Genomic DNA, 26629 nt, shown 5'->3' on the forward strand with positions numbered 1-26629 from the left:
GGCCCGGCGCGTCACAGCCCTCCGGGCTCCTGGGGTCCCCGGGCCGACGGGCCGCGGCCCGAGAGGACCTCTCCGTAGGCCTGCATCAGATCGGCGAGCCGCAGGGTCGCCAGGTCCTCGCGGGTGGGGGTGCCCGGGTAGCCGGCCAGCCGGAGGTCCCGGTAGGCGCAGGACTTCTCGTACAGCGTGCGCAGGAAGCGGCCGTTGCCCAGCTCGTCGATCCAGCCCTGGTCGACGACATGGCCGCTGATCGAGCGCAGCTCGTCCAGCGCCTCCTCGTCCCACCCGTCCCCGTTCGCCGCCGCGAGCACCTCACCGATCGCGGTGAGTTCGAGCGGGCGGTACGAGGGGAAGTCGACCCGGGTCGTGAATCGGGAGGAGAGCCCGGGGTTGGTGGCCAGCAGCCGGTCCATGCCCTCCGGGTAGCCGGCCAGGATCACCACCAGATGGTCCCGGTTGTCCTCGGCGCGCTTGAGGAGCACCTGCAGGGCCTCGTCGCCGTACGCGTCGCCCTTGCTGTAGCCGGTGTTGGAGAGCGAGTACGCCTCGTCCACGAAGAGGACCCCGCCGATCGCCGAATCGATCAGCTCGTTCGCCTTGACCGCCGTCTGGCCCAGGAACTCACCCACGAGATCGGCCCGTTGGGCCTCCACCAGATGGTCGCCGCCGAGCAGACCGAGCGCGTAGAAGACGCGTCCGAGGATGCGGGCTACGGTGGTCTTCCCGGTGCCCGAGGGACCGGAGAAGACAAAGTGACGTTTCGGCGGCTGTACGGGAAGTCCCTCACCGGCCCTTAGCCGGGCCATCTCCAGCTGCGCCGACAACGCCTTGACCTGCCGCTTCACCGGCTCCATCCCGACCATGCGCTCCAGCTCGGCGAGCGCCTCGGCCAGCAGGACGGGGTCGGTGGGGCTGGCGGGGAAGCGCGGCGGCGCGGGCTGCTGGGGGATGGCGGCCTTCTGGCGTACCGCCTCGGGGGGCTCGGGCGGCCCGGTGGGGGCGGCCGGGGGAGTGGGCTCCGTGCCCAGCAGCAGTCCCTCGCCGGGGCCCTCCGGATCGGCCTGCGTCGCGTCGGCCGTGTCCTGTCCGACTCCGCCCAGGGCGACCGTGGCCAGTCCCGCCGCGTCGTCCGGCCCCTCGAACCCGTCGTACTCGGTGATCGCCGCCAGCCGGGCGGCCGTGTCCATGAAGGCCGGGTCGATCCGGTGCACCGCGCGGTACAGCGGTAAGGCGGCGGCGCTCCGCCCGGTGCCCTCGTGCGCCCGGGCCAGCCAGTAGCGCAGTTCCTTGCGCTGCGGCTGCTCGCTGCGGCACCGCATCAGGGCCGCCGAGAGCAGCGGCTCCGCCTGTCCGAACATCTCCAGCCGGACCCGGGCCATCCCGCCGAAGAGCCCGGCCTCGATCCCGAGCAGGGGATCGTCCACCAGCGGTTCGGTGTGCCGGACCAACTGGTCCCAGTCCTTGACGAGATAGGACCGGCAGGCGTGCAGAAAGCGGACCTGCGGGTCGGTGTCGACCGGCGGAAGGCCCGCCAACGCGCGGTCCAGCTCCGGCACATGGCGTCCGTCGAGCCAGTGCGAGGCGTGCGCGAGGAGCAGGTCGCGCGGGCTCTCGAGCACGGGCTGCACCCACCAGCCCAGCCAGTACCAGGAGTTCAGGGTCCGGCGGTGGCGGGCGCGCTGTTCGCCGAACCGGTCGCGGTTGCGGTACATCCGCAGCAGCGCGGTGGTGGTGTCCACCCGCAGCGCGTGCAGCCCGAGCCAGGCGTCCGCCATGCCGGGATCGATGCGTACCGCCGTTCGGAACTCTTCCTCCGCCTGCGGATAGGCGCCCATCGTGTAGGCGTCGACTCCCCGCAGCCAGGCGAGCTCGGCCGGGGCCTGTCCGCCCTGCGTGCCGATGTCCATCGGGTCCCCCACAAAACGTGCCCCCGTTCGCTGTCCCGGCGGGCGGGCGCCCGCCGGAAGCCGTACACAACCGCCTTCTCGTGGACGGGATATGACCCCACCGAGGGGCATCGTACCTGCGCAGAGGGGGCGCGACTAAGGAGAAGCGCATGATCCGGTGGCCATAACCCTGGGTAAGCATCGGGGTCGGCAGCGGGCCGGAGAAAGGGATGATCAGGGCAGAACGAAGCCCCCGATCACGGGGGAACAACCGGGGGCTTCGTGTCTGCGACGGCTCCGAAAAGCCGCGCATTGAGAACGTAAGACCTGTACGCCCCTTGGGTCAAGCGGAGTTGAGGCACTTGCGGACGTCGACTTCCGGCTACTCATTTCCGTGCGCGAGCGCCATCACTCTCTGTGATGATCTGGTTCGGGCCTGCGGCCGCAGAAGGCCCTGCCAGCCACTCGTATCCCTCTGGACACTCCCGTACCAGGGTGTCGGCGAAAGGCCGCGAAGGGTCCGCGGCGAAATGGCGAGTCTCCGCCACTGTCCAGCCGTCCCAGAACGCGGATTGCGCTGGTCCGTCCCGGTGCCGGCCGCGGAGCCAGGACTCCTCGGGCCCCCGCTCCATCCACAGCAGCGCGGCGAGATACGGGCGCAGCGCGCGCCGCCCCGCCCCGACCCCCTCGACCAGGACGACCGGCGCCGGGGGCAGCTCCCGGGCCGCGCCGAAGGTCCGGAGATTCCAGTCGTACGGGTGATACAGCGCGGCCTCGCCCCGCGCGAGGGGCTCGATCACCTGCTCGCGCATCCGGTCCGTCCACGCGAACAGCTCCTCGTGCGTGGCGAGGTCGTCGAGGTGCAGGACGGGCGCGACCAGCCGGGCGGCGAGGCGGGCGGCGAAGGTCGACTTGCCCGAGCCGGCATGACCGTCGACCGCGATCAGCCGGACCGGCCCACAGGAGGGCGGCAGGCTGCGCAGCGCGTCGGCGGCGCGGTCGAGATCGGTCATGGAGGCAAGGGTAGGCGAGGGTGCGCGGCCGGCGGGCGGCCCGCCGCAGGTCAGCCGGGTGCGGCTGCCAGTGGTCGAGTCCAATATTGGTCGGCCGACGCGGGTCGAATCGCTGGCAGAAGCCCTCGGGAAGCGGCGATAGTGGGCCTCGCTCACACCGCACGCGCACCCGCCACCCCGTCCGTTCGTCTCAACCGTTCTCGACTGGGGGTCACCGCCCATGACCAGATCCACCCCGCGCAGAACCGTCCTCGCCGCGGCCCTCGCCGCCGCCGCGGGAACGGCGGCGGCCTCCGCCGTACCGGCGACCGCCCTGGCCGCCGACGATGCCGGCGCCCCGGCGGCCGAAGCCGCTCCCGGCCTCGTCGACAACCGCTTCTGGACCTCGTACACCGACTGGCGCTGCGGCACCTCCACCGGCACCCGGGCCGTCGCAGGCCACCGCCCCGGACTGGTGATCGCCGCCCCCGCCGGCCGCCTCGACTACGCCGACCCGCACACCGGCACGACCTCCACCTGGGAGTGGGCGAGCTGGACCTCCCCGGTCCACACCTCCACCGTTCCCGCCACCGAGGTCATCGCCTCCTGGAACGCCGACACCCCGCCCGGCACCTGGATCCAGATCGAGCTGCGCGGCACCTACAACGACGCCACCGCCACCCCCTGGTTCGTGATGGGCCGCTGGGCGGCGGGGGACGGTGACATCCGGCGCACCTCGGTCGACGACCAGAGCGACGGCAAGAGCTCGATCTGGACCGACACCTTCTCCGTCGACGACACCGCGAGCGGACTGCGCCTGGACGCGTACCAGCTGCGCGTCACCCTGCACCGGACCCCCGGCACCGAACTGACGCCCACGGTGTGGCGGCTCGGCGCGATGGCGTCCGACATCCCCGACCGCTTCACCGTCCCCGCCTCGACGCCCGGCCTCGACCGCGAGCTCGCCGTACCGCGCTACTCGCAGAACACCCACATCGGCCAGTACCCGGAGTACGACAACGGCGGCGAGGCCTGGTGCAGCCCGACCTCCTCGCAGATGATCGTCGAGTTCTGGGGACGCCGGCCCAGCCCCGAGGACCTGGCCTGGGTGAACCCGGCCTTCGCCGACCCCCAGGTCTGCCACGCGGCCCGCTTCACCTTCGACTACCAGTACGAGGGCTGCGGCAACTGGCCCTTCAACGCCGCCTACGCCGCCACCTACCCGGACATGAACGCCGTCGTGACCCGGCTCAGCTCGCTCACGGACCTCGAGAACCTGATCCGGGCCGGCATCCCGGCCATCACCTCGCAGTCCTTCCGCAAGGAGGAGCTCACGGGCGCGGGCTACGGCACCTCCGGCCATCTGATGACCGTCATCGGCTTCACCGCGGACGGCGACGTGATCGCCAACGACCCCGCCTCACCCAGCAACGAGGCCGTGCGCAGGGTGTACGACCGGCGCGAGTGGGAGAACATCTGGCTGCGGACGAAGAGGTACGACGCGAACGGCAAGGTCAGAAGCGGTACGGGCGGTGTCTGCTACCTCTTCTGGCCGGTCAAGCCAGCACCACGTCAGCACCGCGCGCTGCGGTCGCTCGGGCTGCTGTGAACATGTGCGGCCCCACGGCAGCACCCACAGGCCGGGCCTACGGGGCTGACCAGCACTTGAAACGGCTGGACACTCACGGCCCCCTTTGAAGGCTGGTCGACAAGAGGACGAGGAGACGATGCCGATGCTCGGCGACGGCACCATCCGGCTCCGCGCCACCATCCACCCCGAGGAGATCCGCATCGGAGGCATCCCGGTGATGTGCCCGCAGTGCGGAGCCCGGCGCGACCGGATGATTGTCTGCAACCGTATCGAGATCGCCGGCACGAGTAGAAGCTCGGGTCGGTGGATCGACGTCCTTATGCCAGACGCAGAACGTCGCGGCCTGCTTCCAACGCCCTGCGAGGCCCTCGTTCTCTCCCCGAAGGCCGAATGATCATGACCTGCGGTAACGGTCTACGCTCGGCCGCGACCACGTGCGCTGCGTCATGCGCACGGCATTGACGGCAGCGGGTTCGCTGCCAGGGGGAGCGCGGGCCCGGGGGCCCGCGCCGTAAGGAACGCATGTATCAGCACGTCAAACAGAAGATTGTCACGCTCGTCACCGTCCTGTGCCTGACCGTCGTCGGCGGCGCGGGGACCGCGGCGGCCGCCGGGCAGGCCGAGCGGGAGCCCACGCTGCTGGAGATCGCGGCACGGTTCTCGCAGTACTCCAAGTGCGGTGAGAAGCCGCTGCTTGAGCGGCCGAAGTGCTACAAGGAATTCGCGCTCACGTCCGCCAAGATCGGTGTGGGCCTGGGGCTCTACCTCTACATCTCGCGGGAGGCGATGAGGGACGGGGGCGCCTCCTTCACGGAGTTGAACAAGGAACTCCGCGCGCTCGACAGCCTCCAGCCGCTCGCCCTGCTGGACCCGGACAAGGAGACGGATCCCGAGAAGAAGCGGCAGATCCTCGAGCAGACGGTCAAGGCCCTCAAGGCGGCCAAGCCGCACACAGACAGGCTCCGTACCAACCTGGTGAAGGCCTCACGGATCCTCGGCGATCACAACGACTCCGTCCTGGCCCTCATCCTGCTCACCGTCGCCGCGGGGGAGTACTTCCACCCGCCCAGGACCGACCTCCCGGACTACGGTGGGCCGACCCTGGACATCCACGGCTTCTTCAAGGACATCAACAAGGCCCTCGACCAGACCATCGCCGGCATGGACCAGATGAACGCCGCCCTCGACCAGATGAACGACACGATGGTCGACGTCAACCGGAGCATCGACCAGGTCAACAGGGGCCTGGCCCAGGCCAACAAGGGCATGAAGCAGCTCAACCAGGGCATCGGCCAGGCCAACAAGGGCATGGAGCAGACGAAGAAGGCGGTCTCCGACCTCAACAAGGCGGCGGACCGTATCCACGAACTGCCGGACTTCGACTTCGATTTCTCGAAGATCGCCGACAGAATCGGTGCGAACGGCACCCCGCCCGATGAACTCGCCGCCCAGGAGCGCCGGATGTCGCTGCTGCTCGGCCTGCTGCCCGGCATCGGCGACGGCAAGGGCATCCTGGACGCCCTCACCGGCAAGGACAGCGGCACAGGCGAGCAGTTGAGCACCACGGACCGGATCCTGGGCTCGCTCGCGGTCCTGCGCTGGCTCAAGACCGGCGGCAAGCTCATCCCCGACGACATCCGTGGCGCCCGCAAGGTGGACGACGTCTTCGCGTGCAACAGCTTCCCGGCGGGTACGCGGGTCCTGATGGCGGACGGTTCGCACCGGCCGATCCAGGACGTCCGGGCGGGCGACCAGGTCCTGGCGACCGAAGCCGGCGGTGACGTGGAGCTGACCCAGCCCCGCCCGGTCCTCTCCGTGCCGTTCACCTCTGCCCTGACGGACAAGACCTTCGTACGGCTGACGGTCGCCGCGGACGGCGGCGCGGAGTCGTCCGTCACGTCCACCGAAGGCCACAGGTACTGGCTGCCCGAGCGTCAGTCCTGGGTGCCCGCAGGCACCCTGCGCGCGGGCCACCGTCTGCGGACCCCGGAGGGCGAGGAGATCACGGTGACCGCCACCAACAGGTACGCCGGACACCAGGACACGTACGACCTCGACGTCAGCGGCATCGACAGCTACTACGTGCAGGTCGGCACCGAGAACGTCCTCGTCCACAACTGCACCGACCTGGGGCGTGCCCAGCGCCTGTTCCCGGGCGTCGCGCACACCCTCGACGAGCACGTCGACGTGGACCTGGAGCAGATGAAGAACCTGGCGATCAAGAAGACCAAGAAGGTCGGCAGGCCTACCCCCAGCTCGCGGTGGTCGAGCGCGGACCTGGCCCAGAAGGCGGTCAACCAGCTCGTCGACGAGAACAAGGCCCGCATCGAGAAATGGGTACGGGACTCAGGCAAGCCAGGCAAGCCCCAGCAGCTCACGCTGACGGGGACGTATGGGACCGGATCGCTCGGTGACAGCGTCGACCACCTCGGCAACCATACGAAGACGACGAGCAACCGCTTCTCCGTGACCCTGGCCGTGAAGCAGGGGCACAAGCCCGGCGGCTTCTACGTCCTGACCGCCTACCCGCTGTAAGAGAGGAGCAGTTCCGTGCACGACCCCGAAGCTCAGCACGAGTGGATGGACTTCGACTTCGGTGTGACCGCACTCGGAGCCTCCTTCCACGGGGACTGGGTCCTCGACGCCGAGGACGAACTGGACTATGTCCGGAGGTATCTCGGCGCCCCGGAGGGCGACCCCACGGGCCTCACCCTCCTCATCGAGGACATCCTGCGGCTGAGGAACTCCGGCCTTGACGGCGAAGAGCTCAACCTGCTGTGGCGGGCCACGGACCCACCGCACGGCGGGTCCCCGGCGATCCGGGGCGCCGAGCGTGCGTGGCTGGAGCGGCTGCTGGACGAGCTCGTCCCCCTCGCGCGATCGAGTGGCGCGTCGGAGGCAGACTGCACGTCGTACCCCGCATGCGGGGTGGGCGGGGCGAACACGCCGGCGGTCGAGCATCGGCGGCTGGCGACCGAGGTGGTGGAGCTGGTCGGGATGCTCGACCAGAGGCAGGACTGGAGCCGCGAACCGCTGGAGCAGACGCGGGACGCACTGGTCCGCTGCGCCGAGACGGTGTGCTCGGAACTGGCGTTCCGTTTCCTGCTGAGGGCCGCCAACCAGTTCTGCTCGCGCCTGTCGCCTGAGACGTACGGTCGCCTCGAGCGGCTCGGCGCGGCGTTCGGGTACGGTCCGCACGTCGTCGACGCGGTCCGCTATCTCGTGGACTGACCCGCAGCGTCGCCAGTCGGTCAATGGGCGGGTGAACGAACGGAGTTCGCCCGCCCGTGCTTTCGGCGGGTGGCCGGGAGGCATGCCGACCAGCAGGCGGTGGGTACCGGCTCGGCCAGTGCCCATTGCCGGAACATGGAGCTCCTGATCCGTTACTGTTCCCACGCCTGAGCACGCGCCGAGGGGGCTGCCCAGTTGGGGCAGCCCCCTCGGCGAGGTGCGTCATTGAGTCAGACGCCGGCAAGGCGGTTGGCGAGGTGCAGCGCGTCGATGGCCACGGACAGGGCGGCGTGCAGACCGATGACCTCCAGCAGCGTGGAGTGGACGATGGGGGTTCAGTCCCCGTGAAGGCTCGGTCAGGTGGCGAGGGTGACGTCCGTCGAGGCCAGGCCAAGACGCGCGGTGACGTCCATCCCACCGGCAGGCGTGGGTGTCCAGTGCAACAGAACGGAGCCCGGGCGAGGCGGGGTTGGTCGTCGCATCACCTACACGGGAGACAACCCCGACGGCGGCACCAACACGTTCACGATCACGGTGTTCAAGGGCGGGAAGGATGTCGCCAGCCTCCTGGGGTCAGCCAGCGAAGTACCGCCAGGTCGCACCATTACGGCGGACCTGATCTCGACGGACAAGTTCGTGGCAGGGCCGTACACCTATGACTTCCAGAAGGGCTCCTGACCGGAGCGGATGGGCCCCGCCGCCATCGGCGACGGGAACCCTCCCGGTGGGCGCTCTGACGGGGCCGCGCGCCAAGCCTGCGGTGGCCTCGGCCGGGACCCGGCGGCGACGACCTAAGACGGGCTCAGCGATGAGGGGTGACGGCGGCGGGGAGACCGAGCTCCTGTGGTGTAGGCCCTGCGGGCGTGGGGATGTCGGCGAGTCGGGTGAGGAGTGCGTCGATGGCGGTTTGACCGTCGTCGACCGCGGCACGCTCGTCCTCGGTCAGCGGGATGGAGCCGAGCAGGTGCTGGAGATTCTCCTTGGCTTCGAGGAGTTGGGCCTTGCTGGAGCCCTTGGGGGTTTAGAAGTCGCAGCGGGCGCAGGCCATCCGGTGCTGGCACTGTTCGAAGAAGAAGTAGGTGCACAAGCCGTGGCCCAGGGCGTAGTACTGCCAGGGCTCGCCGGTGGCCGCCGGAACGGACGCCAGCGGAAGTCAGCACCAGGTCAGCACGAGTGCGTCTGCGACCGATTCGCCTCGCGCAGTCCGTGCCTCTCACCTGCATGTTTACGCCGGAGGCCGTCGCATGGTAAGCCGCGCCCTCCCATTTGGAGAACATCTGGCTCCGCACCAAGCGGTACAACGCGAGCGGGAGAGTGGTCTCCGGCACAGGAGGGGTCTGCTACCCCTACTTCCCCGACCGTCCGACGCCCGCGCAGCGCAAGGCATTGGCGGCCGTCGGCATCCGCTGACGCGAGCGTGGCGGCCCCGGGAGCGTGACCGACGTCTCTACCCCGGGGCCGTAGGCCGCTGGCACTGTGGTGGCCATGACCGCCACCACCCACTCCGCCGCCCGCTCCCGCACCCGCACCCGCACCGGCGGCCATACCGGCGGCCCCGAGGACGACGGCCCCAAGGTGCTCGAGCACATCCTCGGCTGGACCCTCGTCGTCGTCCTCGCGATGTTCGTCACCCAGGCCGGGCTGATGTGACCGCCCCCCGCTGAAGGTGTTCGTCCGCCCGCCAGTGGCGGGTCGGCACGCCCACCGTCCCGTACAGCCACCGCACCGGGCTCCGGCGCGGCAGCAGGACGAGGCCGGCCCCGACGGCGAAGAGCGCGAGGCCGGGCACCGCGCCGAGCAGCCGGGTGAGCACGCTCGCGGCGAGCGCGCCGGCGAAGGGCAGGCCGTGGACGCCGGCCGCGGCGATGCCGATCGCGAGCACGCGCGGCACCTTCCGGTCCTCGTCCGCGCCCGGCAGCCGCCACCCCTCCATCAGCCAGCCGATCTCCGTCAGCAGCATCGTGCCGATGACCGCCGCGCCGAGGACGAGCAGGGCGAGGAAGGTGCCGGAGGTGAGGAAGTCGAGGACGTGATTGACCACGCTGTCGCGCGGCCAGTCGGCGAAGGCGCGGGCGTCGGTGGTGAGCAGGCGCTGGTAGCCGGTGCCGTCCCAGCCGTGGATCAGCGTCCCGAACAGCAGGAAGTACCCGCCGACCACCTGCAGATACGCCCCGTACCCGGCGCCGAGCAGGACGAGGAACTGCCCGGCCAGGAAGCCGAGCAGCGCCCCGACGACGATCCCTCCGGCGTAGAGGAGGACGAACCCGGCCCAGAGCTCGTCGTGGCCGCGGACGGTGTGCATGGTCGCCCACGAGGGGTTCTGCCAGAGCAGGAAGAGCCCGGTCGGGACCAGGAGCACGGCCGCGTACAGCAGGGTGAGCGCGAGGTACGGGTTGGCCGCGCGGCTGCGGGTGCGCACACCCTCCTCGTACACCGAACGCTGCCACCACTGCAGTTGCCGGCCGGCGGACAGGGCGAAGGTGGCGCCGATGGCGTACGCCCAGAACAGCGCGGCCTGGATCTGGATCACGACGCCTCCAGCCGCAGTCCGCGCGTCTCGATGACGTCGGACGTGACCAGGGCCTGCTCGGCGCTGACGTCGGTCATGTAGACGAAGGGCGGTACGACCGGCGGCACCGGCAGCGCGTCCGGGGTGAAGGTCAGGCAGAGGAGCCCCTGGAGGCAGCCGCTGAACCTGGTCAGATAGAGGGTGACGTGCCCGCTCAGGTCGAGGGTGTCGGCGGCGAGGGCCAGCTCCTCGCTCCCGTCCCGGGTCCGCAGCCGGTAGTCGGAGAGCGAGGCCGAGCGCATGGTCAGGACCATCACCTTCAGCGGTCCGCCGGCGGTCGGCAGGGTCCGTACCCCGGCGAGGGTGAAGCCGTGCGGGGCGAAACGCGTGGTGGTGACGGTCGGGGGCGTGCGCGCGGCCTCGACCGGCGTCGCGGCCCGGGCCTCCGCGGGCCACGTGCCGAGGCCGAGGAGCAGCGCGACCGGCAGGGCGGCGGCGAGGGTCCGGGGCGCGTCGCCCGTCCTGGCCGGTTCCTCCTCTCGTACGGGAGTCCAGCCGAAGCCCATCGCGCTGCCCAGGACCCCGAGCGCCATGCCGACCAGGAAGCCGCCGAGGTTGGTCGCGGCGAAGGAGAGCACGGACAGGATCAGGGCGTGCACCGAGACGTAGTGGTGGGTGTGGGGCAGGAACCAGAGGAACAGACCGGCGGCGATCAGTGCCAGGCCGATCCCGATCGCCGCGATCCCGCCGATCCCCAGGCTGACCAGCACGGTGAGCGGGGAGAGCGGGACGAGCAGCAGCTCCGTCCCGCCGAGGAGGAGCAGCAGCCCGGCCCAGAAGGGCCGGGTGCGCCGCCAGGCCCGCAGCCGCCGCCGCGGACCGCGGTCGTCGTGCCCGGCCGGGTTCAGAAGCACTTCGGGCCGCCGATGCTCACATCGACCTTCATCCCCTTCAGCCGGAAGTTGCCGCCGGTGGCCGACCAGGCGTGCGACTTCACCCCGACGACCTCGATGTCACCGGCCTGGAGTCCGAACTTCCCCCGGGGGCCCTTCACCCCCGGCACCTGGTCGAGCGTCGAGGCGTCACGGCCGATCTCCGCGGTGCCGAAGCGCGCGTTCCCGCTGAGGTCCTCGCCGTCGATGACCAGATTGCTCGCCGTGACCTCGCCGGCCTCGCCGCCCGCGGTGAGCTTGAAGACGACCTTGCCGACCGGGGTGTCCACCTCGGCGGCCTGACAGATGTCGCTGAGCCGGGCGTCGCCGATGCCCAGCAGGGCGACCGGATGGCCCCGGCCGTCGGCGGAGCGGTCGGTGTGGACGTAGGAGGCGAGCCCCTGGCTGGTCAGCTTCCCGGACGAGACCTGGAAGCTGGTGCCGGAGACGGCGAAGGAGGCGGCGAGCGCCCCCTCGGCCATCACGGAGGCCATGACGCCGATCGCGACCACGGCGGGCATACCGATCACCGCGGTCTTCTTCCAGGACGTTCTGCCGGGCCGTAACGCCCGTGTGGATGCGCGCACGTGGACCCTCCCGAAGGTCTGCCATAGGTCTGCCATACTGCGGGCACTGTCCGTGGAAGTCGGAGACTAGGGCTGAATTTGAATAATAGTCAACAGCGCGGAACGACCGAACGATCCCAGGTGCGGCGCTCCGAACTCATCGCGACCGGGCGGAAGTTGTTCGCCGACACCTCGTATGACGCGCTGTCCATGGACGACATCGCGCAGCACGCGGGCGTGGCGAAGGGGCTGATCTACTACTACTTCAAGAGCAAGCGCGGCTACTACCTCGCGATCGTCGAGGAGTCCGTCTCCGACCTCGTCGCCCGGGCCGCGTCCGACACCGAACTCCCGCGCCGCGAACGCGTGGAGCGCACGATCGACGGCTACCTCCGCTACGCCCAGCACCACCAGGCGGCCTACCGCACGATCGTGACCGGCGGCGTCGGCTTCGACACCGAGGTCCAGGCGATCCGGGACACCGTGCGCGAGGAGCTGATCGCCACGATCGCCGAGGGCGCCTACGGCCGCCGCGAGATCCCGCGCCTCGCCCGCCTCGCCCTTCTCGGCTGGCTGAGCAGCGTCGAGGGCATCACCCTCGCCTGGCTCGCCGACCTGGAGCCGGAGCGGGAGACGGTGTGCGCGCTGCTGGTCAGGCTGCTGCGGGGCACCCTGGCGGCGATCGGGGAGTACGTCCCCGAGTGCCCGGCCCCGGAGGAGGAGAGCTGAGGGCGCGCCGCGTGTGAACGGGGGCCGCCGAATGGGCATACTCCTTGCGCCACGGATGCCGGGCGGCCCCTCGCGCGAACCGCCGGGGGCAGCATCGGCGCAGCAGTGACCGACGGCGGCGCCGTGTCACCCCCGCGCACCGCCGCAGCGCCCGACAGGGAGGAGTGCGCCGCCATGCCCGACCGCGCCCCGCAGACCGTGGAACGCCGGCTGCCCACCGAGGAGGCCGGGGATCTGTTCGCCCTGGTCCGGGAGATCGCCGAGCGGGAGATCGCGCCCCGCGCCGCCGAGGAGGAGGACGCGGGACACTTCCCCCGGGAGCTCTTCTCGCTGCTCTCCGCCTCCGGACTGCTCGGACTGCCGTACGACTCCGAGTACGGCGGGGGCGACCAGCCGTACGCCGTCCACCTCCAGGTCCTCGAAGAGCTCGCCGCCGCCCGCCTCACCGTCGGCCTCGGCGTCAGCGTCCACTCCCTGTCCTGCCACGCGCTCGCGAACTTCGGCACCAAGGAACAGCGGGCCGCCCATCTGCCGGCGATGCTGGGCGGCGGCCTGCTCGGCGCGTACTGCCTCTCGGAGCCGGCCTCCGGGTCCGACGCGGCCTCGCTGCGCACGAAGGCGGTCCGGGACGGCGACGCCTGGGTGCTCACCGGTACCAAGGCGTGGATCACCCATGGCGGGATCGCCGACTTCTACACCGTCATGGCCCGCACCGGCGGGGAGGGCCCGAAGGGGATCACCGCGTTCCTGGTCCCCGGGGACGCGGACGGGCTGAGCGCGGCCGCCCCGGAGCGGAAGATGGGGATGAAGGGCTCACCCACCGCCCAGCTCCACTTCGACGGGGTGCGGATTCCCGACGCGCGCCGCGTCGGTGAGGAGGGGCAGGGCTTCACGATCGCGCTGTCCGCCCTGGACTCCGGGCGGCTCGGGATCGCGGCCTGCGCCGTGGGGGTCGCGCAGGCGGCCCTGGACATGGCGGTCTCGTACGCACGCGAGCGGCGGCAGTTCGGCCGGCCGATCGCCGACTTCCAGGGGCTTCGCTTCCTGCTCGCGGACATGGCCACCCGGATCGAGGCCGGCCGGGCGCTGTACCTGGAGGCGGCGCGGCTGCGCGACGAGGGCCGGCCCTTCGGGCGGCAGGCGGCGATGGCGAAGCTCTTCTGCACGGACGCGGCCATGCAGATCACCACGGACGCGGTGCAGGTGCTCGGCGGCTACGGGTACACCGCGGACTTCCCGGTCGAGCGGTACATGCGCGAGGCGAAGGTGCTGCAGATCGTCGAGGGCACCAATCAGATCCAGCGCATGGTCATCGCGCGCCACCTTGTCGGACCAGAGTCCCGCTGACGAGGGTGCCGCTCACCCCGCTCGCCCGTACGGTCCGGTCGGCCCACACGGGCGCGGCGATCAGCCGGTTCCACTCCTGGTCGGTGCGGCCCGGCAGGGTCCGGCCGTGGCTGGCCCACTGGCTGATCAGCGCCCGGTAGATGGGCGGGTCCGCGAGATGCGGCGGGGGGTGGGGCGAGGGGTGCGGTGAGGCATGCGGTGAGGGGTGCGGTGGGGCATGCGGCGACGCGTGCGGTGAGGCGTGCGGAACCGATTCTTCAAGGCGCGGCTCGGCAAGGCGTCGCCGCCCGCTGCCGATCGGGGTGGTGTACAGCGAGGTCATGCCTGTCCCAACGGCGTCCGCCCGGCCGGGGTCACCGCCGGACGGAATCGAGCGGCAGTTCGGCGGCTACCCGCCCTCGACCCGCCCTCGACCCGCCCTCGGCCCGGTCGCACCGGCCCGCCCCCTGCCACCCGCCGCTCGCCGCCCGCCCGCAATCGGGTGCCGCACGACTCTGGTCCTCGGCCAGCTTTCTGACTTACCGTCAGATTCCGCTCGCGGCCAGGAGGTCCCATGTCTGTGTACCGGCACGTCGACGACCGTCCCGTCGCGCTCGACGAATACCCCGTGCACCAGGCGCCGCTCTCGATGAAGCACCACGTCAGCGGCGACCGCAACGTCTACGACCGATGCATCTTCCATGTCTTCGACCACCGGGGGCGCGCCCTGCTCATCGCCGGGCTCGGCGTGTACCCCAACACCGGGGTCATCGACGCCTATGCCACCCTCCGCACCGGCGACCGCCTGCACGCCGTCCGGGCCTCCGACGCGCTCGGAGACGACCGCATGAACCTCGCCGTCGGCCCCCTGCGCGTCACCGTCGACGAACCCCTGAAGACGCTCACCCTGCGGTGCGAACCCGACCCGGCGGACCCCGAAGGGCTCTCCTTCGACCTCACCTGGACCGGCGACTTCCCCACCGTCTGGGAACCGCACCACACCCAGCGCCGCGGCGACCGGCTCACCCTGGAAGGACGCCGCTTCGTCCAGGCCGGCCACTGCACCGGCACCATCCGGGCCGGCGGCGAGGAGTTCGCCGTCACCGCGGGGGAGTGGACCGGGACCCGTGACCGCAGCTGGGGCGTACGGCCGATCCCCGGCGAAGAGCCCGGCCGCGCCGAGGAGTTCCGGCCGGAGGGCTTCCACTGGCTCTGGATCCCCATGCGCTTCGACGACCGCTTCGTCATGGTCGTCGCCCAGGAGGACGCCGACGGCTACCGCACCCTCAACGAGGCCGTGCTCGTACGGAACGGGCAGCGCGACACCCAACTCGGCTGGCCCCGCACCGACATCACCTACCGACCGGGCACCCGCCACCCGGAGCGGGCCGTCGTCCACCTCACCGACCCGGCCGGAAAGCCCCAGGACGTCGAGGTCGAGATCCTCGCCTCCTCCCCGCTCGCCGTCGGCGCCGGCTACCCGCCCGCGACCGACTGGCAGCACGGCACCTGGCAGGGCCGCGACTGGACCGACCGCAGGGTCTACGACCTCTCCGACCCGGCCGCCCACCCCATGGCCGCCTTCGGCGTCACCGACCACGCGGCCCGCTTCACCCTCGAAGGCCGCACCGGCTACGGCATCTTCGAGCACGGCTCCTTCGGCCGCCACGACCCGAGCGGCTTCGTCGACTACTCCTCCGTCGCCCAGTAGAAAGGGGCAGCCGTGGCCACGGCACCGCGACCCCGCACCACCACCCGCGACCCCGACGAGCTCGGCCGGCGCCTCACCGACTGGCTCGATTCCCGGCTTCCCGGCGCCCGGGTCACCGGGCTCGCCGTGCCCGGCTCCAACGGGATGTCCAGCGAGACTCTGCTCTTCGACCTGGACCACCCCGACGCCCCCGTGCGCGGCTGCGCCCTGCGGCTGGCCGCCGACCCCGCCGCGTACACGATCTTCCCCGTGTACGACATGGAGCGGCAGCACCGGGTGATGAGCCTGGTCGGGGAGCACACCGACGTCCCCGTGCCGCGCGTGCTGTGGCTGGAGACCGACCCCGGGCCGCTCGGCGCCCCGTTCTTCGTGATGGCCCGCGCCGAGGGCCGCGTCCCGCCGGACGTCATGCCCTATACGTACGAGGGGAACTGGCTTCACTCCGCCACCGACGCCCAACGCGCCCGCCTGGAGGCCGAGTCCGTCTCCGTCCTCGCCCGGCTGCACGACCAGTTCCCGGCCAAGGAGGCGGAGTTCCTGCTGCCCGAGGGCACGGGCAGCCCGCTGCGCCGCCATGTCGACGCCCAACGCGCCTACTACGCCTGGGTCGTGGCCGGTCTCGCCCGCTCGCCGCTCATCGAGTCCGCCTTCGACTGGCTGGAGGCGCACTGGCCCGCGGACGAGGGCCCCGCCGTCCTCAACTGGGGCGACGCCCGCATCGGGAACATCGTCTACGAGGGATTCGAGCCGGCGGCCGTGCTCGACTGGGAGATGGCCGCCCTCGCCCCGCGCGAGGTGGACCTCGGCTGGACCGTCTACCTGCACCGCTTCTTCCAGGATCTGACGGTGAGCTTCGGCCAGGCCGGTCTGCCCGGCTTCCTGCGCCGCGACGCGGTCGAGCGGCGCTACGCGGCGCTCACCGGCCACACGCCGCGCGACATGGAGTTCCACACCCTCTACGCGGCGCTGCGGCACGCGATCGTGATGCTCAGAGTCGCGTACCGCCAGGCGCACTTCGGAGAGGGGCGGGGGCCCGTGAACGCCGAGAACGCGGACAGCCTGATCCTGCACCACGCCACACTCGCGGCGATGGTGCGGGGAAGCTACTGGTAGACGCCGTGAGGGAGCTGAGTCCCTACGTCCGACGTCCCTACGCCGCGCGCCGCATCTGCGGCACCCTGATCGGACGCGAGCCCGGACCGCCGACGTGCGAGAAGGGCTGCGTCCGCCAGTCGAGACTCCGAGGAAGCGTCAGGAGCAGTGCGGTGTCCTGCTCCTGGACCTCCAGCGTCTCGTCGGCGGGGCGCGCGTCCGAGGCGGCCCGGCCGGTGCCGGGGCAGACCGTCAGGACGAACGGGTTCCACGGAGTCGGGCACAGCGCGTGCTCCGGCAGTACGTCCTCGTCCGCGAGCAGCGCGATCGGCTGGACGCAGTCCGGGCAGATCACCCGGTACATCTCAAAGGTGTCGTACGCGTCGAGCTCGTCGGCCGCCTCGACCGAATCAACAGGCTCCTGCATGGAGAATCTCCCCCTCGGGTGGGTCGACCAAGTACGTATGGCCTCGACCACAGCAAGCAATTCCCATACGGTCGCGCGCATAACCGTGAGGTCTCGACCCGACATGGCCGCAAACCTGTGGCGTTCGTCACATGCCCCTCGCAGGTGCCCCGAGGATGCCCAAAGGTGCCATTGATGGCATGACCCCGACTGTGCCGATCACCCTCCGGGGCAATAGGTTGACGTCATGGAGGAGCTGGATCGTCAGATCGTCGAGTTGCTCGTCAGAGACGGGCGCATGAGCTACACCGACCTGGGCAAGGCCACCGGCCTGTCCACCTCGGCCGTGCATCAGCGCGTCCGCCGCCTGGAGCAGCGCGGGGTCATCCGCGGCTACGCCGCCGTCGTCGACCCGGAGGCCGTCGGTCTGCCGCTGACCGCCTTCATCTCGGTCAAACCCTTCGACCCCAGCGCCCCCGACGACACCCCGGACCGCCTCGCGGACATCCCGGAGATCGAGGCCTGCCACAGCGTCGCGGGCGATGAAAACTACATCCTCAAGGTGCGCGTCGCGACCCCTCTGGAGCTGGAGCACCTGCTCTCCCGTATCCGCTCCCAGGCGGGCGTCTCCAGCCGCACCACGGTCGTCCTGTCGACCCCGTACGAAGCCCGGCCGCCCCGCGTCTAGCCTGGTCGTCATGACGGAGACCCTCCCAGACACCGAACACCGCACCGTGCTGCTGCGCGGTGGTGACGTCCACAGCCCCGCCGACCCCTTCGCCACCGCCATGGTGGTGGAGCGCGGGCATGTCGCCTGGGTGGGTTCGGAGGGCGCGGCCGACGCCTTCGCCTCCGGCGTGGACGAGGTGGTCGACCTCGAAGGTGCCCTGGTCACCCCCGCGTTCGTCGACGCGCATGTGCACACCACCGCCACCGGTCTCGCGCTGACCGGCCTCGACCTGTCCGCCGCCGCCTCGCTCGCCGAGGCGGCGGAGAAGATCCGCGCCCACGCGGCCGCCCGCCCCGCCGACCGGATCCTGATCGGTCACGGCTGGGACGCCTCGCGCTGGCCCGAGCGCCGGGCGCCGCGCCGCGACGAGCTGGACGAGCTCACCGGCGGCCGCCCCCTGTACCTCACCCGGATCGACGTCCACTCGGCCGTCGTCACCACCGCCCTGCTCGACCTCGTGCCGGGCATCCGTGAGCTCACCGGCTTCCGCGACGGCGAACCCCTGACCGGCGACGCCCACCACGCCGTCCGCCGCGCCGCCTACGCGGCCCTCTCGCCCGAGCAGCGCACCGAGGCCCAGCGCGCCACCCGCCGGCACGCCGCCTCGCTCGGCATCGGCACGCTGCACGAGTGCGGCGGACCCGAGATCTCCTCCGAGGGCGACTTCACCGGGCTCCTCGACCTCGCCCGCTCCGAGCCCGGCCCGCGTGTCGTCGGCTACTGGGCCGACCTCGACGTCGAGCGGGCCCGCGCGCTCGGCGCCGTCGGCGCGGCCGGCGACCTCTTCGCCGACGGCTCCCTCGGCTCGCACACCGCCTGCCTCCACGACTCGTACGCCGACACCGCCGCCCCCCACACCGGCATCGCCCACCTCGACGCCGCCGCGGTCGCGGCCCATGTCGTCGCCGCGACCGAGGCCGGCCTCCAGGCCGGCTTCCACGCCATCGGCGACGCCGCGATCAGCGCCGTGGTGGAGGGCGTACGGGCCGCCTCCGAGAAGCTCGGCCTCGCCCGGATCCGCGCCGCGCGCCACCGCGTCGAGCACGCCGAGATGCTCACGCCCGAGACCATCGCCGCCTTCGCCGAACTCGGCCTCACCGCCTCCGTCCAGCCCGCCTTCGACGCGGCCTGGGGCGGCGAGGACGGCATGTACGCCGAGCGCCTCGGGGCCGAGCGGGCCCGCACCCTCAACCCGTACGCCGCCCTGCTCCGCGCCGGTGTGCCACTGGCCTTCGGCTCGGACAGCCCGGTCACCCCGCTCGACCCGTGGGGCACCGTCCGCGCCGCCGCCTTCCACCGCACCCCCGAGCACCGGATCTCCGCCCGTGCCGCCTTCACCGCCCACACCCGGGGCGGCTGGCGGGCCGTAGGCCGCGACGACGCCGGCACGCTCGTGCCCGGCGCCCCCGCCGACTACGCGATCTGGCGCGCCGACGAGCTCGTGGTCCAGGCGCCCGACGACCGGGTGGCCCGCTGGTCGACCGATCCGCGGTCCGGTACGCCCGGTCTGCCCGATCTGACCCCTGGCGGTGAACTGCCGGTCTGCCTGCGCACGGTGGTCTTCGGACAAACGGTTTTCGTCCGGCCGAACGAGTGACGTCGGGACATTTCGTACCGCCGATCGATGATCAACGGGTTCGTCCGCGACCTGCGGATCTTCCCCGCTGACCTGGCCGTATCGATCATCTCCGCAGGTCGAACAAGTGTTGACAGCGAGCGGCCACCGGCCGGTAGGTTCGGCGCGTCCACCACAGGACGTCCGACCGGTTTCAAACCTCCACGCAGTCGTCGAACGCCGCTGGGTCAAGGAATTGGTGTGCCGCACCGGCTCACCAGTACCGGGAACCAGGTTCAGCGCCCGCGCCTCGGGGGCGAGGGAAGGTTTTTTCCGGCGGAGGGTGCGACCCGGGTGGGGCCCGGACGTTCAGTAGACAACGGCTCTCGGTCGACCCGCAGCCAGCGGGTTCCAGGTCGGCCCGAAGGGCGCCGGGCCCCGATCCGCACGCCGGTCACGGCGTCGGTCCGCGATGTCCCCGCACGCAACCAGCCCCGCCGCGGCCGAGCCGCGCGCGGGGCTCGCTATGGTGGGGGTTCGCGTATGTATCCGAAGGGGCAGTAGTGAACGACGGTGGCCAGAGGCGTTACGGCCCGCTCGGCAGAGCCTTGGTGATCATTCCGACCTACAACGAGGCGGAGAACATCAAGCCGATCGTCTCGCGCGTACGGGCGGCCGTACCGGAGGCGCACATCCTCGTCGCCGACGACAACAGCCCCGACGGCACGGGCAAGTTCGCCGACGAGCTCGCCGTCGAGGACGACCACGTCCACGTCCTGCACCGCAAGGGCAAGGAAGGCCTCGGCGCCGCCTACCTCGCGGGCTTCCGCTGGGGCATCGAGCACGGCTACGGCGTCCTCGTCGAGATGGACGCCGACGGCTCCCACCAGCCCGAGGAACTGCCCCGGCTGCTGACCGCGCTCAAGGGCGCCGACCTGGTGCTCGGCTCCCGCTGGGTGCCCGGCGGCCGGATCGTGAACTGGCCCAAGTCCCGCGAGTTCATCTCCCGGGGCGGCAGCCTGTACTCGCGCGTCATGCTCGACGTCCCGATCCGCGATGTCACCGGCGGCTACCGGGCCTTCCGCAAGGAGACCCTGGAGGGCCTCGGCCTGGACGACGTGGCCTCGGCCGGCTACTGCTTCCAGGTCGACCTCGCCCGGCGCGCGGTCGCGGCCGGCTTCCATGTCGTCGAGGTCCCGATCACGTTCGTGGAGCGCGAGATCGGCGACTCCAAGATGAGCCGGGACATCCTGGTCGAGGCCCTGTGGCGGGTCACCGGCTGGGGTCTGACGGCCCGTGCGAACAAGGTCGGCAAGCTGCTCGGCCGCAAGTCCGCGCGCTGATCTCCCGTACGCAGGGCTGATCTCCCCTCGCCGGGCCGATCGCTCCTTTACGACGTTCCTGCGGGGCGCCAGGCACACTGGGGGCATGACGACCGGCACACCGCCTCCTCACGCCCCGAAGCGCTCCCGCGCGCGTACGTTCCTCCCGCTGGCCCTCGCCGCCTGGCTGGTCCTCGAGATCTGGCTGCTCACGGTGGTGGCGGGCGCGGCCGGCGGGCTGACGGTCTTCGGTCTGCTGGTCGGCGGCGCCGTGCTCGGCGCCGTGGTGATCAAGCGAGCCGGACGCCGTGCCTTCAAGAACCTCGGCGAGACCTTCCAGCAGGCGCAGGCGGCCGCGCAGTCCGGCGTCGCGCCGCCGGCCGCGGAACGCAACGGCGCGGAGGACCGCAACGGCTTCCTGATGCTCGGCGGTCTGCTGCTGATGCTCCCCGGCCTGATCTCCGACGTGGCCGGTCTGCTGCTGCTTCTCCGGCCCGTCCGCTCGTTCCTCGGGCGGTACGCGGAGAAGGTCGCGGAGCGCCGGATGACGGCCGCCCCTCCCGGCAGCCTCCAGGACGCCTTCCAGCAAGCTCGTATGCGCCGGCCCGACGGCAAGGTCGTGCAGGGTGAGGTCATCCGCGAGGACGCGCCCCAGGGGCCGCCGCGCTCCCAGGAGCAGCGCCCGCCCCTGACACCGTAAGAGCAATGGCAACGCCGCGGGGCCCGGTACACAGAACGTGTACCGGGCCCCGCGGCGTTGTTCGGGCCGTGCCGGCCGTTCGGTCCGGGTGTCAGGCGGACTTGCGGCTGTCTCGCGGATGTACGGCGATGTTCATGGCGCCGGACCGAAGGACCGCCAGCCTCTCGGCCAGGACCTCCTCAAGCTCTTCGCGGGTACGCCGCTCCATGAGCATGTCCCAGTGCGTACGCGCAGGCTTGCCCTTCTTCTCTTCGGGGCCGTCCCCGTCCACCAGGAGTGCCTGGCTTCCGCAGACCTTGCACTCCCACTCCGGCGGAATTTCCGCTTCCACCGAGAAGGGCATCTCAAAACGATGGCCCTTCTCGCATGCGTACTCCACGGCCTGGCGCGGGGCCAGATCGATGCCGCGGTCGGTCTCGTAGCTGGTCACCACGAGGCGCGTGCCGCGAAGAGCTCGCTCACTCATGAATCGTGCCTCCCGGGCTTGTCGCCCACAGGACAGGTGTCGCTGTCGTCGTCATCCGGTCAACGTCCGGTCGGCGGTAAAGATTCCCGTTCCGGGTCATGCGTCGCCCGTCGTGCCGCCCCTTGTTCTACCCACCAGTGCCCGGTTTGTCACATCTGGCAGCAGATGTCACCCAGCGTCTTTACTGAAGCAGCGCGCAGTAACGGTCCGCCTGGCAGGCCAAAGGCGTACACTACCGGCCTTTCACTTCCGCGTCTAAATCCGCTCCGGAACCGGGTTGCCCGCGGCGACCACGGCGCGCCGTATCGGGACCCGCGCGAGCAGCGTGAAACCGACCGCGAAGAAGATCACCAGAGAGATGATGGCATCTCGATAGCTGCCGGTCAGCTGATACGCGAGACCGAACACCAGTGGCCCCAGCCAGCTCAGACCGCGGTCGCTCATCTCGTAGGCCGAGAAGTACTCCGCCTCCTTGCCGCGCGGCACCAGGTGTGAGAAGAGCGAGCGCGACAGCGCCTGGCTTCCGCCCAGGACGAGACCGATCGCCCCCGCCAGGCAGAAGAAGGCCACCGGCGCGCCGGCCGGCAGGAAGTACCCGGCCGCCAGGATCAGCGTCCAGATCGCCAGCGACCCCAGGATCGTGCGCTTGGCGCCGTAGGAACGTGCCAGCCGCCCCATGCCGAGCGCGCCCGCGACCGCGAGCACCTGGACCAGCAGCACCGCCGTGATCAGCGTCGTCTGGTCGAGCCCCAGCTCCTCCGAGCCGTAGATCGACGCCTGGGAGATCACCGTCTGCACGCCGTCGTTGTAGATCAGGTACGCGAGCAGGAACGACAGCGTCAGCGGATGGCGGCGCATGTCCCGCAGCGTCGCCATCAGCTGCCGCCAGCCACCGCCGACGGCGCCTTCGCCGTGCGGGGCCACCCGGCGGTCCCGCAGCCGGCGCAGCGGTACGAGGGTGAAGGCGCCCCACCACAGTCCGGCCGAGGCCAGACAGATCCGCACCGCCGCGCCCTCGGACAGCCCGAAGGAGTCGTGCCCCGAGTACAGGATCAGGTTCAGGACCAGGACCAGGGCGCCTGACGTGTAACCGAAGGCCCAGCCGCGCGAGGAGACCGCGTCCCGCTCGTCCGGCTCGGCGATCTGCGGCAGATAGGCGTTGTAGAGCACCATCGAGACCGCCAGTGAGGCGTTCGCCACGATGAGCAGGAACGCGCCGAGGAGATAGCGGTCGCCGCTCAGGAAGAACATCCCCGCCGTGGCCGCCGCGCCGATGTACGCGCAGACGGCGAGCAGCGGCTTCTTGCGTCCCGTACGGTCCGCGGCCGCGCCCACCAGTGGCATCACCAGGACCGCCACCACGATCGAGGCCGAGACGGCGTACGCGAAGAGCGAGCCCGCCCGCACCGGGATGCCCAGGGGATGGACGAACCCCTCCGCGTCCGCCGCCGCCTTGGCGACCGAGGTCAGATAGGGCCCGAGGAACACGGTGAGGACGCTCGTCGAGTACACCGAGCAGGCGAAGTCGTAGAAGTACCAGCCGCGCTGCTCGCGTCTGCGGTCGGCGGGATCGGCGGTGTGCTCCGCCGGCTCGGTGGTGTCAGCGGTCACGGCCGCGGCCCCCTCGTTCGTCCCCGTGGCGGGACGCGCGCTCAGGCCCACTCGCCCCGTTCGGTCAGCACTGTGCGCAGCGTCTCCAGATGATCGGTCATGATGCCATCCACCCCCAGGTCGAGGAGAGAGTTCATCCGCTCCGGATCGTTGACGGTCCACACATGCACCTGGAGCCCCCGGGCATGCGCCTCGCGGACGAAGCGGCGGTCGACCACCGGGATGCCGCCCTGGCTCTGCGGGACCTGTGCGGCGACCGCGCCCGCGCGCAGCGCCGCCGGGATGCCGAGCGAGCGCAGCCGCAGGCCGAGGACGCCCTTCACGCCGTACGAGGTGGCCAGCCGCGCACCCGCCAGGCGCTGCGCCCGGGCCACCCGGCCCTCGGTGAAGGAGCCCACGCAGACCCGGTCCCACGCTCCGGTCCTGCGGATCAGGTCGACCAGCGGGGCCAGCGACGACTCCGCCTTGAGGTCCACGTTCCAGCGGGCCTCGGGGAACTCCTCCAGGAGCTCCTCGAAGAGCGGCAGCGGCTCCTTGCCCGCCACCCGCGCCTCGCGGACGGCGTCCCACGGAAGATCGCGGATGCGGCCGGTCGTGTCCGTGACCCGGTCGAGCGTCGAGTCGTGGAAGGCGACCAGCGCACCGTCCGCGGTGGTGTGCACATCGGTCTCGAAATAGCGGTAACCGGCCGCCGCGGCCCGCCGGAAGGCGGTCGCGGTGTTCTCCAGGCCGTCCGCCGCGCCGCCGCGGTGGGCGAACGGGATGGGGGACGGGTGGTCGAGATAGGGGTGGCGTACGCGAGTCACCGCCGCAGTATGGCCTGTGCCGGTGTCCCGGAGGCGACGACCCGGCTGCCCGCGTCCTGCTCGGGGATGGCGAAGTGGCGGAGGAAGAACTGGGCGAGGGGCCCGATGGACACCGCGTACAGGATCGTGCCGACCCCGACCGTGCCGCCGAGCAGGAAGCCGGTGGCGACGACGGCGATCTCGATCGCGGTACGGACCACCCGGATCGAGCGGCCCGTGCGCCGGTGCAGCCCCGTCATCAGGCCGTCGCGCGGCCCCGGGCCGAGCCTGGCCGCGATGTACAGACCGGTCGCGACCCCGTTGAGGACGATGCTGAGGATCATGAGCGCGATCCGACCGGCCCAGCCGTGCACGTCCGGGACCAGTGCCAGGGTGCCGTCCATGGCCACGCCGACCACGAAGACGTTCGAGACCGTGCCGAACCCCGGCCGCTGCCGGATCGGGATCCAGAGCAGCAGCACGACCGCCCCGACGATGATCGACACCACACCGATGGTCAGTCCGGTCCGCTCGGCGAGACCCTGGTCGAGGACGCTCCACGGTGCGAGACCGAGCCCGGCGCGCACCAGGAGCGCCGCGCTGATGCCGTAGAGCGCGAGGCCGACGTAGAGCTGGGTGAGGCGGCGCGTGAGGCGACGACCGGCGAGTCGACCGCGTGGGCCGGAGGTGATGGACAAGGAACTGCCCCCCTTGTGTGGTGTGAGTGGACTGGTTCATGACACTCTGTGGCGGGGGAACGGATGCCAACCATGGCCAATTCGACGAAGGTGGACTGATTTCCATGGCTCAGTGGACTTCGGCGGTCGGGCCCGCTCAGCTGGCCCGGCAGCTCCAGGCGCAGCAGCCCCGTCCCGCGGGACCGGGCGCGCGCAAGCCGCCCGCCTATCGCGCGCTGGCCGACGGCATCCGCCTTCTCGTCCTGGAGGGCCGCGTGCCGGTCGCGGCCCGGCTGCCCGCCGAGCGCGAGCTCGCGGTCGCGCTGACCGTGAGCCGTACGACGGTGGCGGCCGCGTACGAGGCGCTGCGCGCCGAGGGGTTCCTCGAGTCGCGGCGCGGGGCCGGCAGCTGGACCGCCGTACCGGCCGGGAACCCGCTGCCCGCGCGAGGCCTCGAACCGCTGCCTCCGGAGTCGCTCGGCTCGATGATCGACCTCGGGTGCGCGGCGCTGCCCGCGCCCGAGCCGTGGCTGACCCGGAGCGTCCAGGGCGCCCTGGAGGAGCTGCCGCCGTACGCCCACACGCACGGGGACTACCCGGCAGGCCTGCCCGCCCTGCGGCAGATGCTCGCCGACCGGTACACCGCGCGGGGCATCCCGACGATGCCCGAACAGATCATGGTCACGACCGGTGCCATGGGCGCCATCGACGCCATCTGCCACCTCTTCGCGGGACGCGGCGAGCGGATCGCCGTCGAGTCGCCCTCGTACGCCAACATCCTCCAGCTCATGCGGGAGGCGGGCGCCCGCCTGGTGCCGGTGGCCATGGCCGAGGGGCTGGCCGGCTGGGACCTGAACCGCTGGCGCCAGGTCCTGCGGGACGCGGCGCCGCGCCTCGCGTACGTGGTCGCCGACTTCCACAACCCGACGGGCGCCCTGGCCGACGAGGACCAGCGGCGGCAGCTCGTGGACGCGGCCCGCTCGGCCGGCACGGTCCTCGTCGTCGACGAGACCATGTCCGAGCTGTACCTGGAGGACGGCCTGGAGATGCCCCGGCCGGTCTGTGCCTTCGACCCGGCGGGCGCGACGGTGCTCACGGTCGGCTCGGCGAGCAAGGCGTTCTGGGCGGGCATGCGGATCGGCTGGGTGCGGGCCGCGCCCGACGTGATCCGCTCGCTGGTCGCGGCCAGGGCGTACGCGGACCTCGGCACGCCGGTCCTGGAGCAGCTCGGCGTCAACTGGCTGATGGGGACCGGGGGCTGGGAGCAGGCGGTCGCCATCCGCCGCACCCAGGCGCGGGAGAACCGTGACGCGCTGGTCGCGGCGGTGCGGGCCGAGCTGCCGGAGTGGGAGTTCGACGTGCCGCGCGGCGGCCTGACGCTCTGGGTCCGCACGGGCGGCCTCTCGGGCTCGCGGCTGGCGGAGGTCGGCGAGCGCGTGGGCGTACGGGTGCCCTCGGGCCCGCGGTTCGGCGTGGACGGCGCGTTCGAGGGGTACGTCCGGCTGCCGTTCACCGTCGGCGGCCCGGTCGCCGAGGAGGCGGCGGTCCGCCTGGCGGCCGCGGCCCGCCTGGTGGAATCGGGCGCGGGCACGGGCAACGAACAACCCCGAGCCTTCGTGGCGTAGCCCACCCACCCGGCCCCCGCCCTGCCCGACTGGGCCAATGCTCACCCTCGCGCCGGCCCCCGCCGTGTGGGCACTCGTCCCGCTGGCGCGGTGCCCACCCTCGCCCTCGCCCCCGCCCCGCGTTGTGGGCATTCGTTCCGCTGGGGCGGAACGGGTGGGCACAACGGAACGGCGCCCTTGCGGGCGC

26 protein-coding genes and 1 pseudogene are annotated in these 26629 nt (G+C 71.5%); 17 read left to right on the forward strand and 10 right to left on the reverse strand.

Features of this window, described 5'->3' with window-relative positions:
* Positions 1-11: 11 nt before the first annotated feature.
* Both FDM97_RS13025 and FDM97_RS13030 read right to left on the reverse strand, forming a co-directional pair.
* On the reverse strand, positions 12-1907 hold the full coding sequence (locus FDM97_RS13025; protein WP_137990573.1) for an AAA family ATPase: 1896 nt from the start codon (positions 1905-1907) through the stop codon (positions 12-14).
* Between the two features lie 365 nt (positions 1908-2272).
* A complete protein-coding gene (locus FDM97_RS13030; protein WP_137990574.1) occupies positions 2273-2899 on the reverse strand; it encodes a uridine kinase family protein in 627 nt (208 codons plus the stop codon).
* A 220-nt stretch (positions 2900-3119) separates the two neighbouring features.
* On the opposite strand from FDM97_RS13030, the gene FDM97_RS13035 reads away from it, so the two are divergent.
* From FDM97_RS13035 to FDM97_RS13070, 7 genes and pseudogenes are all read left to right on the forward strand, one after another.
* Positions 3120-4487, forward strand: a complete 1368-nt coding sequence (locus FDM97_RS13035; RefSeq protein WP_137990575.1) for a peptidase C39 family protein — start codon at positions 3120-3122, stop codon at positions 4485-4487.
* A 124-nt stretch (positions 4488-4611) separates the two neighbouring features.
* A complete protein-coding gene (locus FDM97_RS13040; protein WP_137990576.1) occupies positions 4612-4863 on the forward strand; it encodes a hypothetical protein in 252 nt (83 codons plus the stop codon).
* Positions 4864-4991: 128 nt separating this feature from the next.
* Positions 4992-7004: an RNase A-like domain-containing protein gene (locus tag FDM97_RS13045; RefSeq protein WP_137990577.1), complete on the forward strand. Its 2013-nt coding sequence runs from the start codon at positions 4992-4994 to the stop codon at positions 7002-7004.
* Positions 7005-7019: 15 nt separating this feature from the next.
* Positions 7020-7700 (forward strand): hypothetical protein, encoded by a 681-nt coding sequence (locus FDM97_RS13050; RefSeq protein ID WP_137990578.1) that lies wholly within the window; start codon positions 7020-7022, stop codon positions 7698-7700.
* Positions 7701-8069: 369 nt separating this feature from the next.
* Entirely contained in the window at positions 8070-8378 is a 309-nt protein-coding gene (locus tag FDM97_RS13055) for a hypothetical protein (RefSeq protein ID WP_137990579.1), read from the forward strand.
* A 591-nt stretch (positions 8379-8969) separates the two neighbouring features.
* A pseudogene (locus FDM97_RS36375) lies at positions 8970-9110 on the forward strand (peptidase C39 family protein); the annotation flags it as partial.
* Between the two features lie 75 nt (positions 9111-9185).
* Positions 9186-9350 carry an SCO1431 family membrane protein gene (locus FDM97_RS13070; protein WP_137990580.1) on the forward strand — a complete coding sequence of 55 codons (165 nt, stop codon included), beginning with the start codon at positions 9186-9188 and terminating at the stop codon, positions 9348-9350.
* Here the strand turns inward: FDM97_RS13070 and FDM97_RS13075 are convergent.
* From FDM97_RS13075 to FDM97_RS13085, 3 genes are read right to left on the reverse strand one after another with little or no spacing between them, the layout of a single operon-like run.
* Positions 9328-10230, reverse strand: coding sequence for a hypothetical protein (locus tag FDM97_RS13075; RefSeq protein ID WP_137990581.1), 903 nt, complete (start codon positions 10228-10230; stop codon positions 9328-9330). The two genes, FDM97_RS13070 and FDM97_RS13075, sit on opposite strands and share 23 nt — an antisense overlap.
* On the reverse strand, positions 10227-11123 hold the full coding sequence (locus tag FDM97_RS13080; protein WP_137990582.1) for a DUF6114 domain-containing protein: 897 nt from the start codon (positions 11121-11123) through the stop codon (positions 10227-10229). Before FDM97_RS13080 ends, FDM97_RS13075 begins: the two co-directional genes overlap by 4 nt.
* Complete coding sequence (locus tag FDM97_RS13085) at positions 11114-11662, reverse strand: DUF6230 family protein (RefSeq protein ID WP_254705915.1); 549 nt, start codon at positions 11660-11662, stop codon at positions 11114-11116. Before FDM97_RS13085 ends, FDM97_RS13080 begins: the two co-directional genes overlap by 10 nt.
* A 144-nt stretch (positions 11663-11806) precedes the next feature.
* Between FDM97_RS13085 and FDM97_RS13090 the strand changes: the two genes are divergently transcribed.
* The 5 genes from FDM97_RS13090 (at position 11807) to FDM97_RS13110 (ending at position 16586) form a co-directional block, all read left to right on the forward strand.
* Positions 11807-12436: a TetR/AcrR family transcriptional regulator gene (locus FDM97_RS13090; RefSeq protein WP_137990584.1), complete on the forward strand. Its 630-nt coding sequence runs from the start codon at positions 11807-11809 to the stop codon at positions 12434-12436.
* Between the two features lie 174 nt (positions 12437-12610).
* Positions 12611-13783 (forward strand): acyl-CoA dehydrogenase family protein, encoded by a 1173-nt coding sequence (locus FDM97_RS13095; protein WP_137990585.1) that lies wholly within the window; start codon positions 12611-12613, stop codon positions 13781-13783.
* A 5-nt stretch (positions 13784-13788) separates the two neighbouring features.
* The gene (locus FDM97_RS36825; protein ID WP_284440286.1) at positions 13789-13923 is read left to right on the forward strand and encodes a hypothetical protein; all 135 of its coding nucleotides are present in this window, start codon (positions 13789-13791) and stop codon (positions 13921-13923) included.
* A gap of 413 nt (positions 13924-14336) precedes the next feature.
* The gene (locus tag FDM97_RS13105) at positions 14337-15473 is read left to right on the forward strand and encodes an Rv3169 family protein (RefSeq protein WP_137990586.1); all 1137 of its coding nucleotides are present in this window, start codon (positions 14337-14339) and stop codon (positions 15471-15473) included.
* 12 nt (positions 15474-15485) lie between these two features.
* Positions 15486-16586 carry a phosphotransferase family protein gene (locus FDM97_RS13110; protein ID WP_137990587.1) on the forward strand — a complete coding sequence of 367 codons (1101 nt, stop codon included), beginning with the start codon at positions 15486-15488 and terminating at the stop codon, positions 16584-16586.
* Between the two features lie 37 nt (positions 16587-16623).
* On the opposite strand, the gene FDM97_RS13115 is transcribed toward FDM97_RS13110, so the two are convergent.
* Positions 16624-16992 carry a hypothetical protein gene (locus tag FDM97_RS13115; RefSeq protein ID WP_137990588.1) on the reverse strand — a complete coding sequence of 123 codons (369 nt, stop codon included), beginning with the start codon at positions 16990-16992 and terminating at the stop codon, positions 16624-16626.
* A gap of 226 nt (positions 16993-17218) precedes the next feature.
* On the opposite strand from FDM97_RS13115, the gene FDM97_RS13120 reads away from it, so the two are divergent.
* From FDM97_RS13120 to fxsA, 4 genes are all read left to right on the forward strand, one after another.
* Positions 17219-17659, forward strand: a complete 441-nt coding sequence (locus FDM97_RS13120; RefSeq protein WP_137990589.1) for an Lrp/AsnC family transcriptional regulator — start codon at positions 17219-17221, stop codon at positions 17657-17659.
* Positions 17660-17669: 10 nt separating this feature from the next.
* Positions 17670-19298 (forward strand): amidohydrolase, encoded by a 1629-nt coding sequence (locus FDM97_RS13125; protein ID WP_137990590.1) that lies wholly within the window; start codon positions 17670-17672, stop codon positions 19296-19298.
* A 521-nt stretch (positions 19299-19819) separates the two neighbouring features.
* On the forward strand, positions 19820-20599 hold the full coding sequence (locus FDM97_RS13130) for a polyprenol monophosphomannose synthase (protein WP_137990591.1): 780 nt from the start codon (positions 19820-19822) through the stop codon (positions 20597-20599).
* Positions 20600-20684: 85 nt separating this feature from the next.
* The gene (gene fxsA / locus FDM97_RS13135; RefSeq protein ID WP_137990592.1) at positions 20685-21278 is read left to right on the forward strand and encodes an FxsA family membrane protein; all 594 of its coding nucleotides are present in this window, start codon (positions 20685-20687) and stop codon (positions 21276-21278) included.
* Between the two features lie 91 nt (positions 21279-21369).
* Here the strand turns inward: fxsA and FDM97_RS13140 are convergent, their stop codons facing one another.
* The 4 genes from FDM97_RS13140 to yczE form a co-directional block, all read right to left on the reverse strand.
* Positions 21370-21744 (reverse strand): RNA polymerase-binding protein RbpA, encoded by a 375-nt coding sequence (locus FDM97_RS13140; RefSeq protein WP_026278069.1) that lies wholly within the window; start codon positions 21742-21744, stop codon positions 21370-21372.
* 255 nt (positions 21745-21999) lie between these two features.
* The gene (locus tag FDM97_RS13145; RefSeq protein ID WP_137990593.1) at positions 22000-23355 is read right to left on the reverse strand and encodes an MFS transporter; all 1356 of its coding nucleotides are present in this window, start codon (positions 23353-23355) and stop codon (positions 22000-22002) included.
* Between the two features lie 41 nt (positions 23356-23396).
* Complete coding sequence (locus FDM97_RS13150; RefSeq protein WP_137990594.1) at positions 23397-24161, reverse strand: glycerophosphodiester phosphodiesterase family protein; 765 nt, start codon at positions 24159-24161, stop codon at positions 23397-23399.
* A complete protein-coding gene (gene yczE, locus FDM97_RS13155) occupies positions 24158-24838 on the reverse strand; it encodes a membrane protein YczE (RefSeq protein ID WP_137990595.1) in 681 nt (226 codons plus the stop codon). The genes FDM97_RS13150 and yczE overlap by 4 nt, the downstream gene beginning before the upstream one ends.
* Positions 24839-24942: 104 nt before the next feature.
* Here yczE and FDM97_RS13160 point away from each other — a divergent pair, with 104 nt between their 5' ends.
* Positions 24943-26442, forward strand: coding sequence for an SCO1417 family PLP biosynthesis transcription factor (locus FDM97_RS13160; RefSeq protein WP_137990596.1), 1500 nt, complete (start codon positions 24943-24945; stop codon positions 26440-26442).
* Positions 26443-26629 lie beyond the last annotated feature (187 nt).

This window comes from Streptomyces vilmorinianum (assembly GCF_005517195.1).
GTDB lineage: Bacteria > Actinomycetota > Actinomycetes > Streptomycetales > Streptomycetaceae > Streptomyces > Streptomyces vilmorinianum.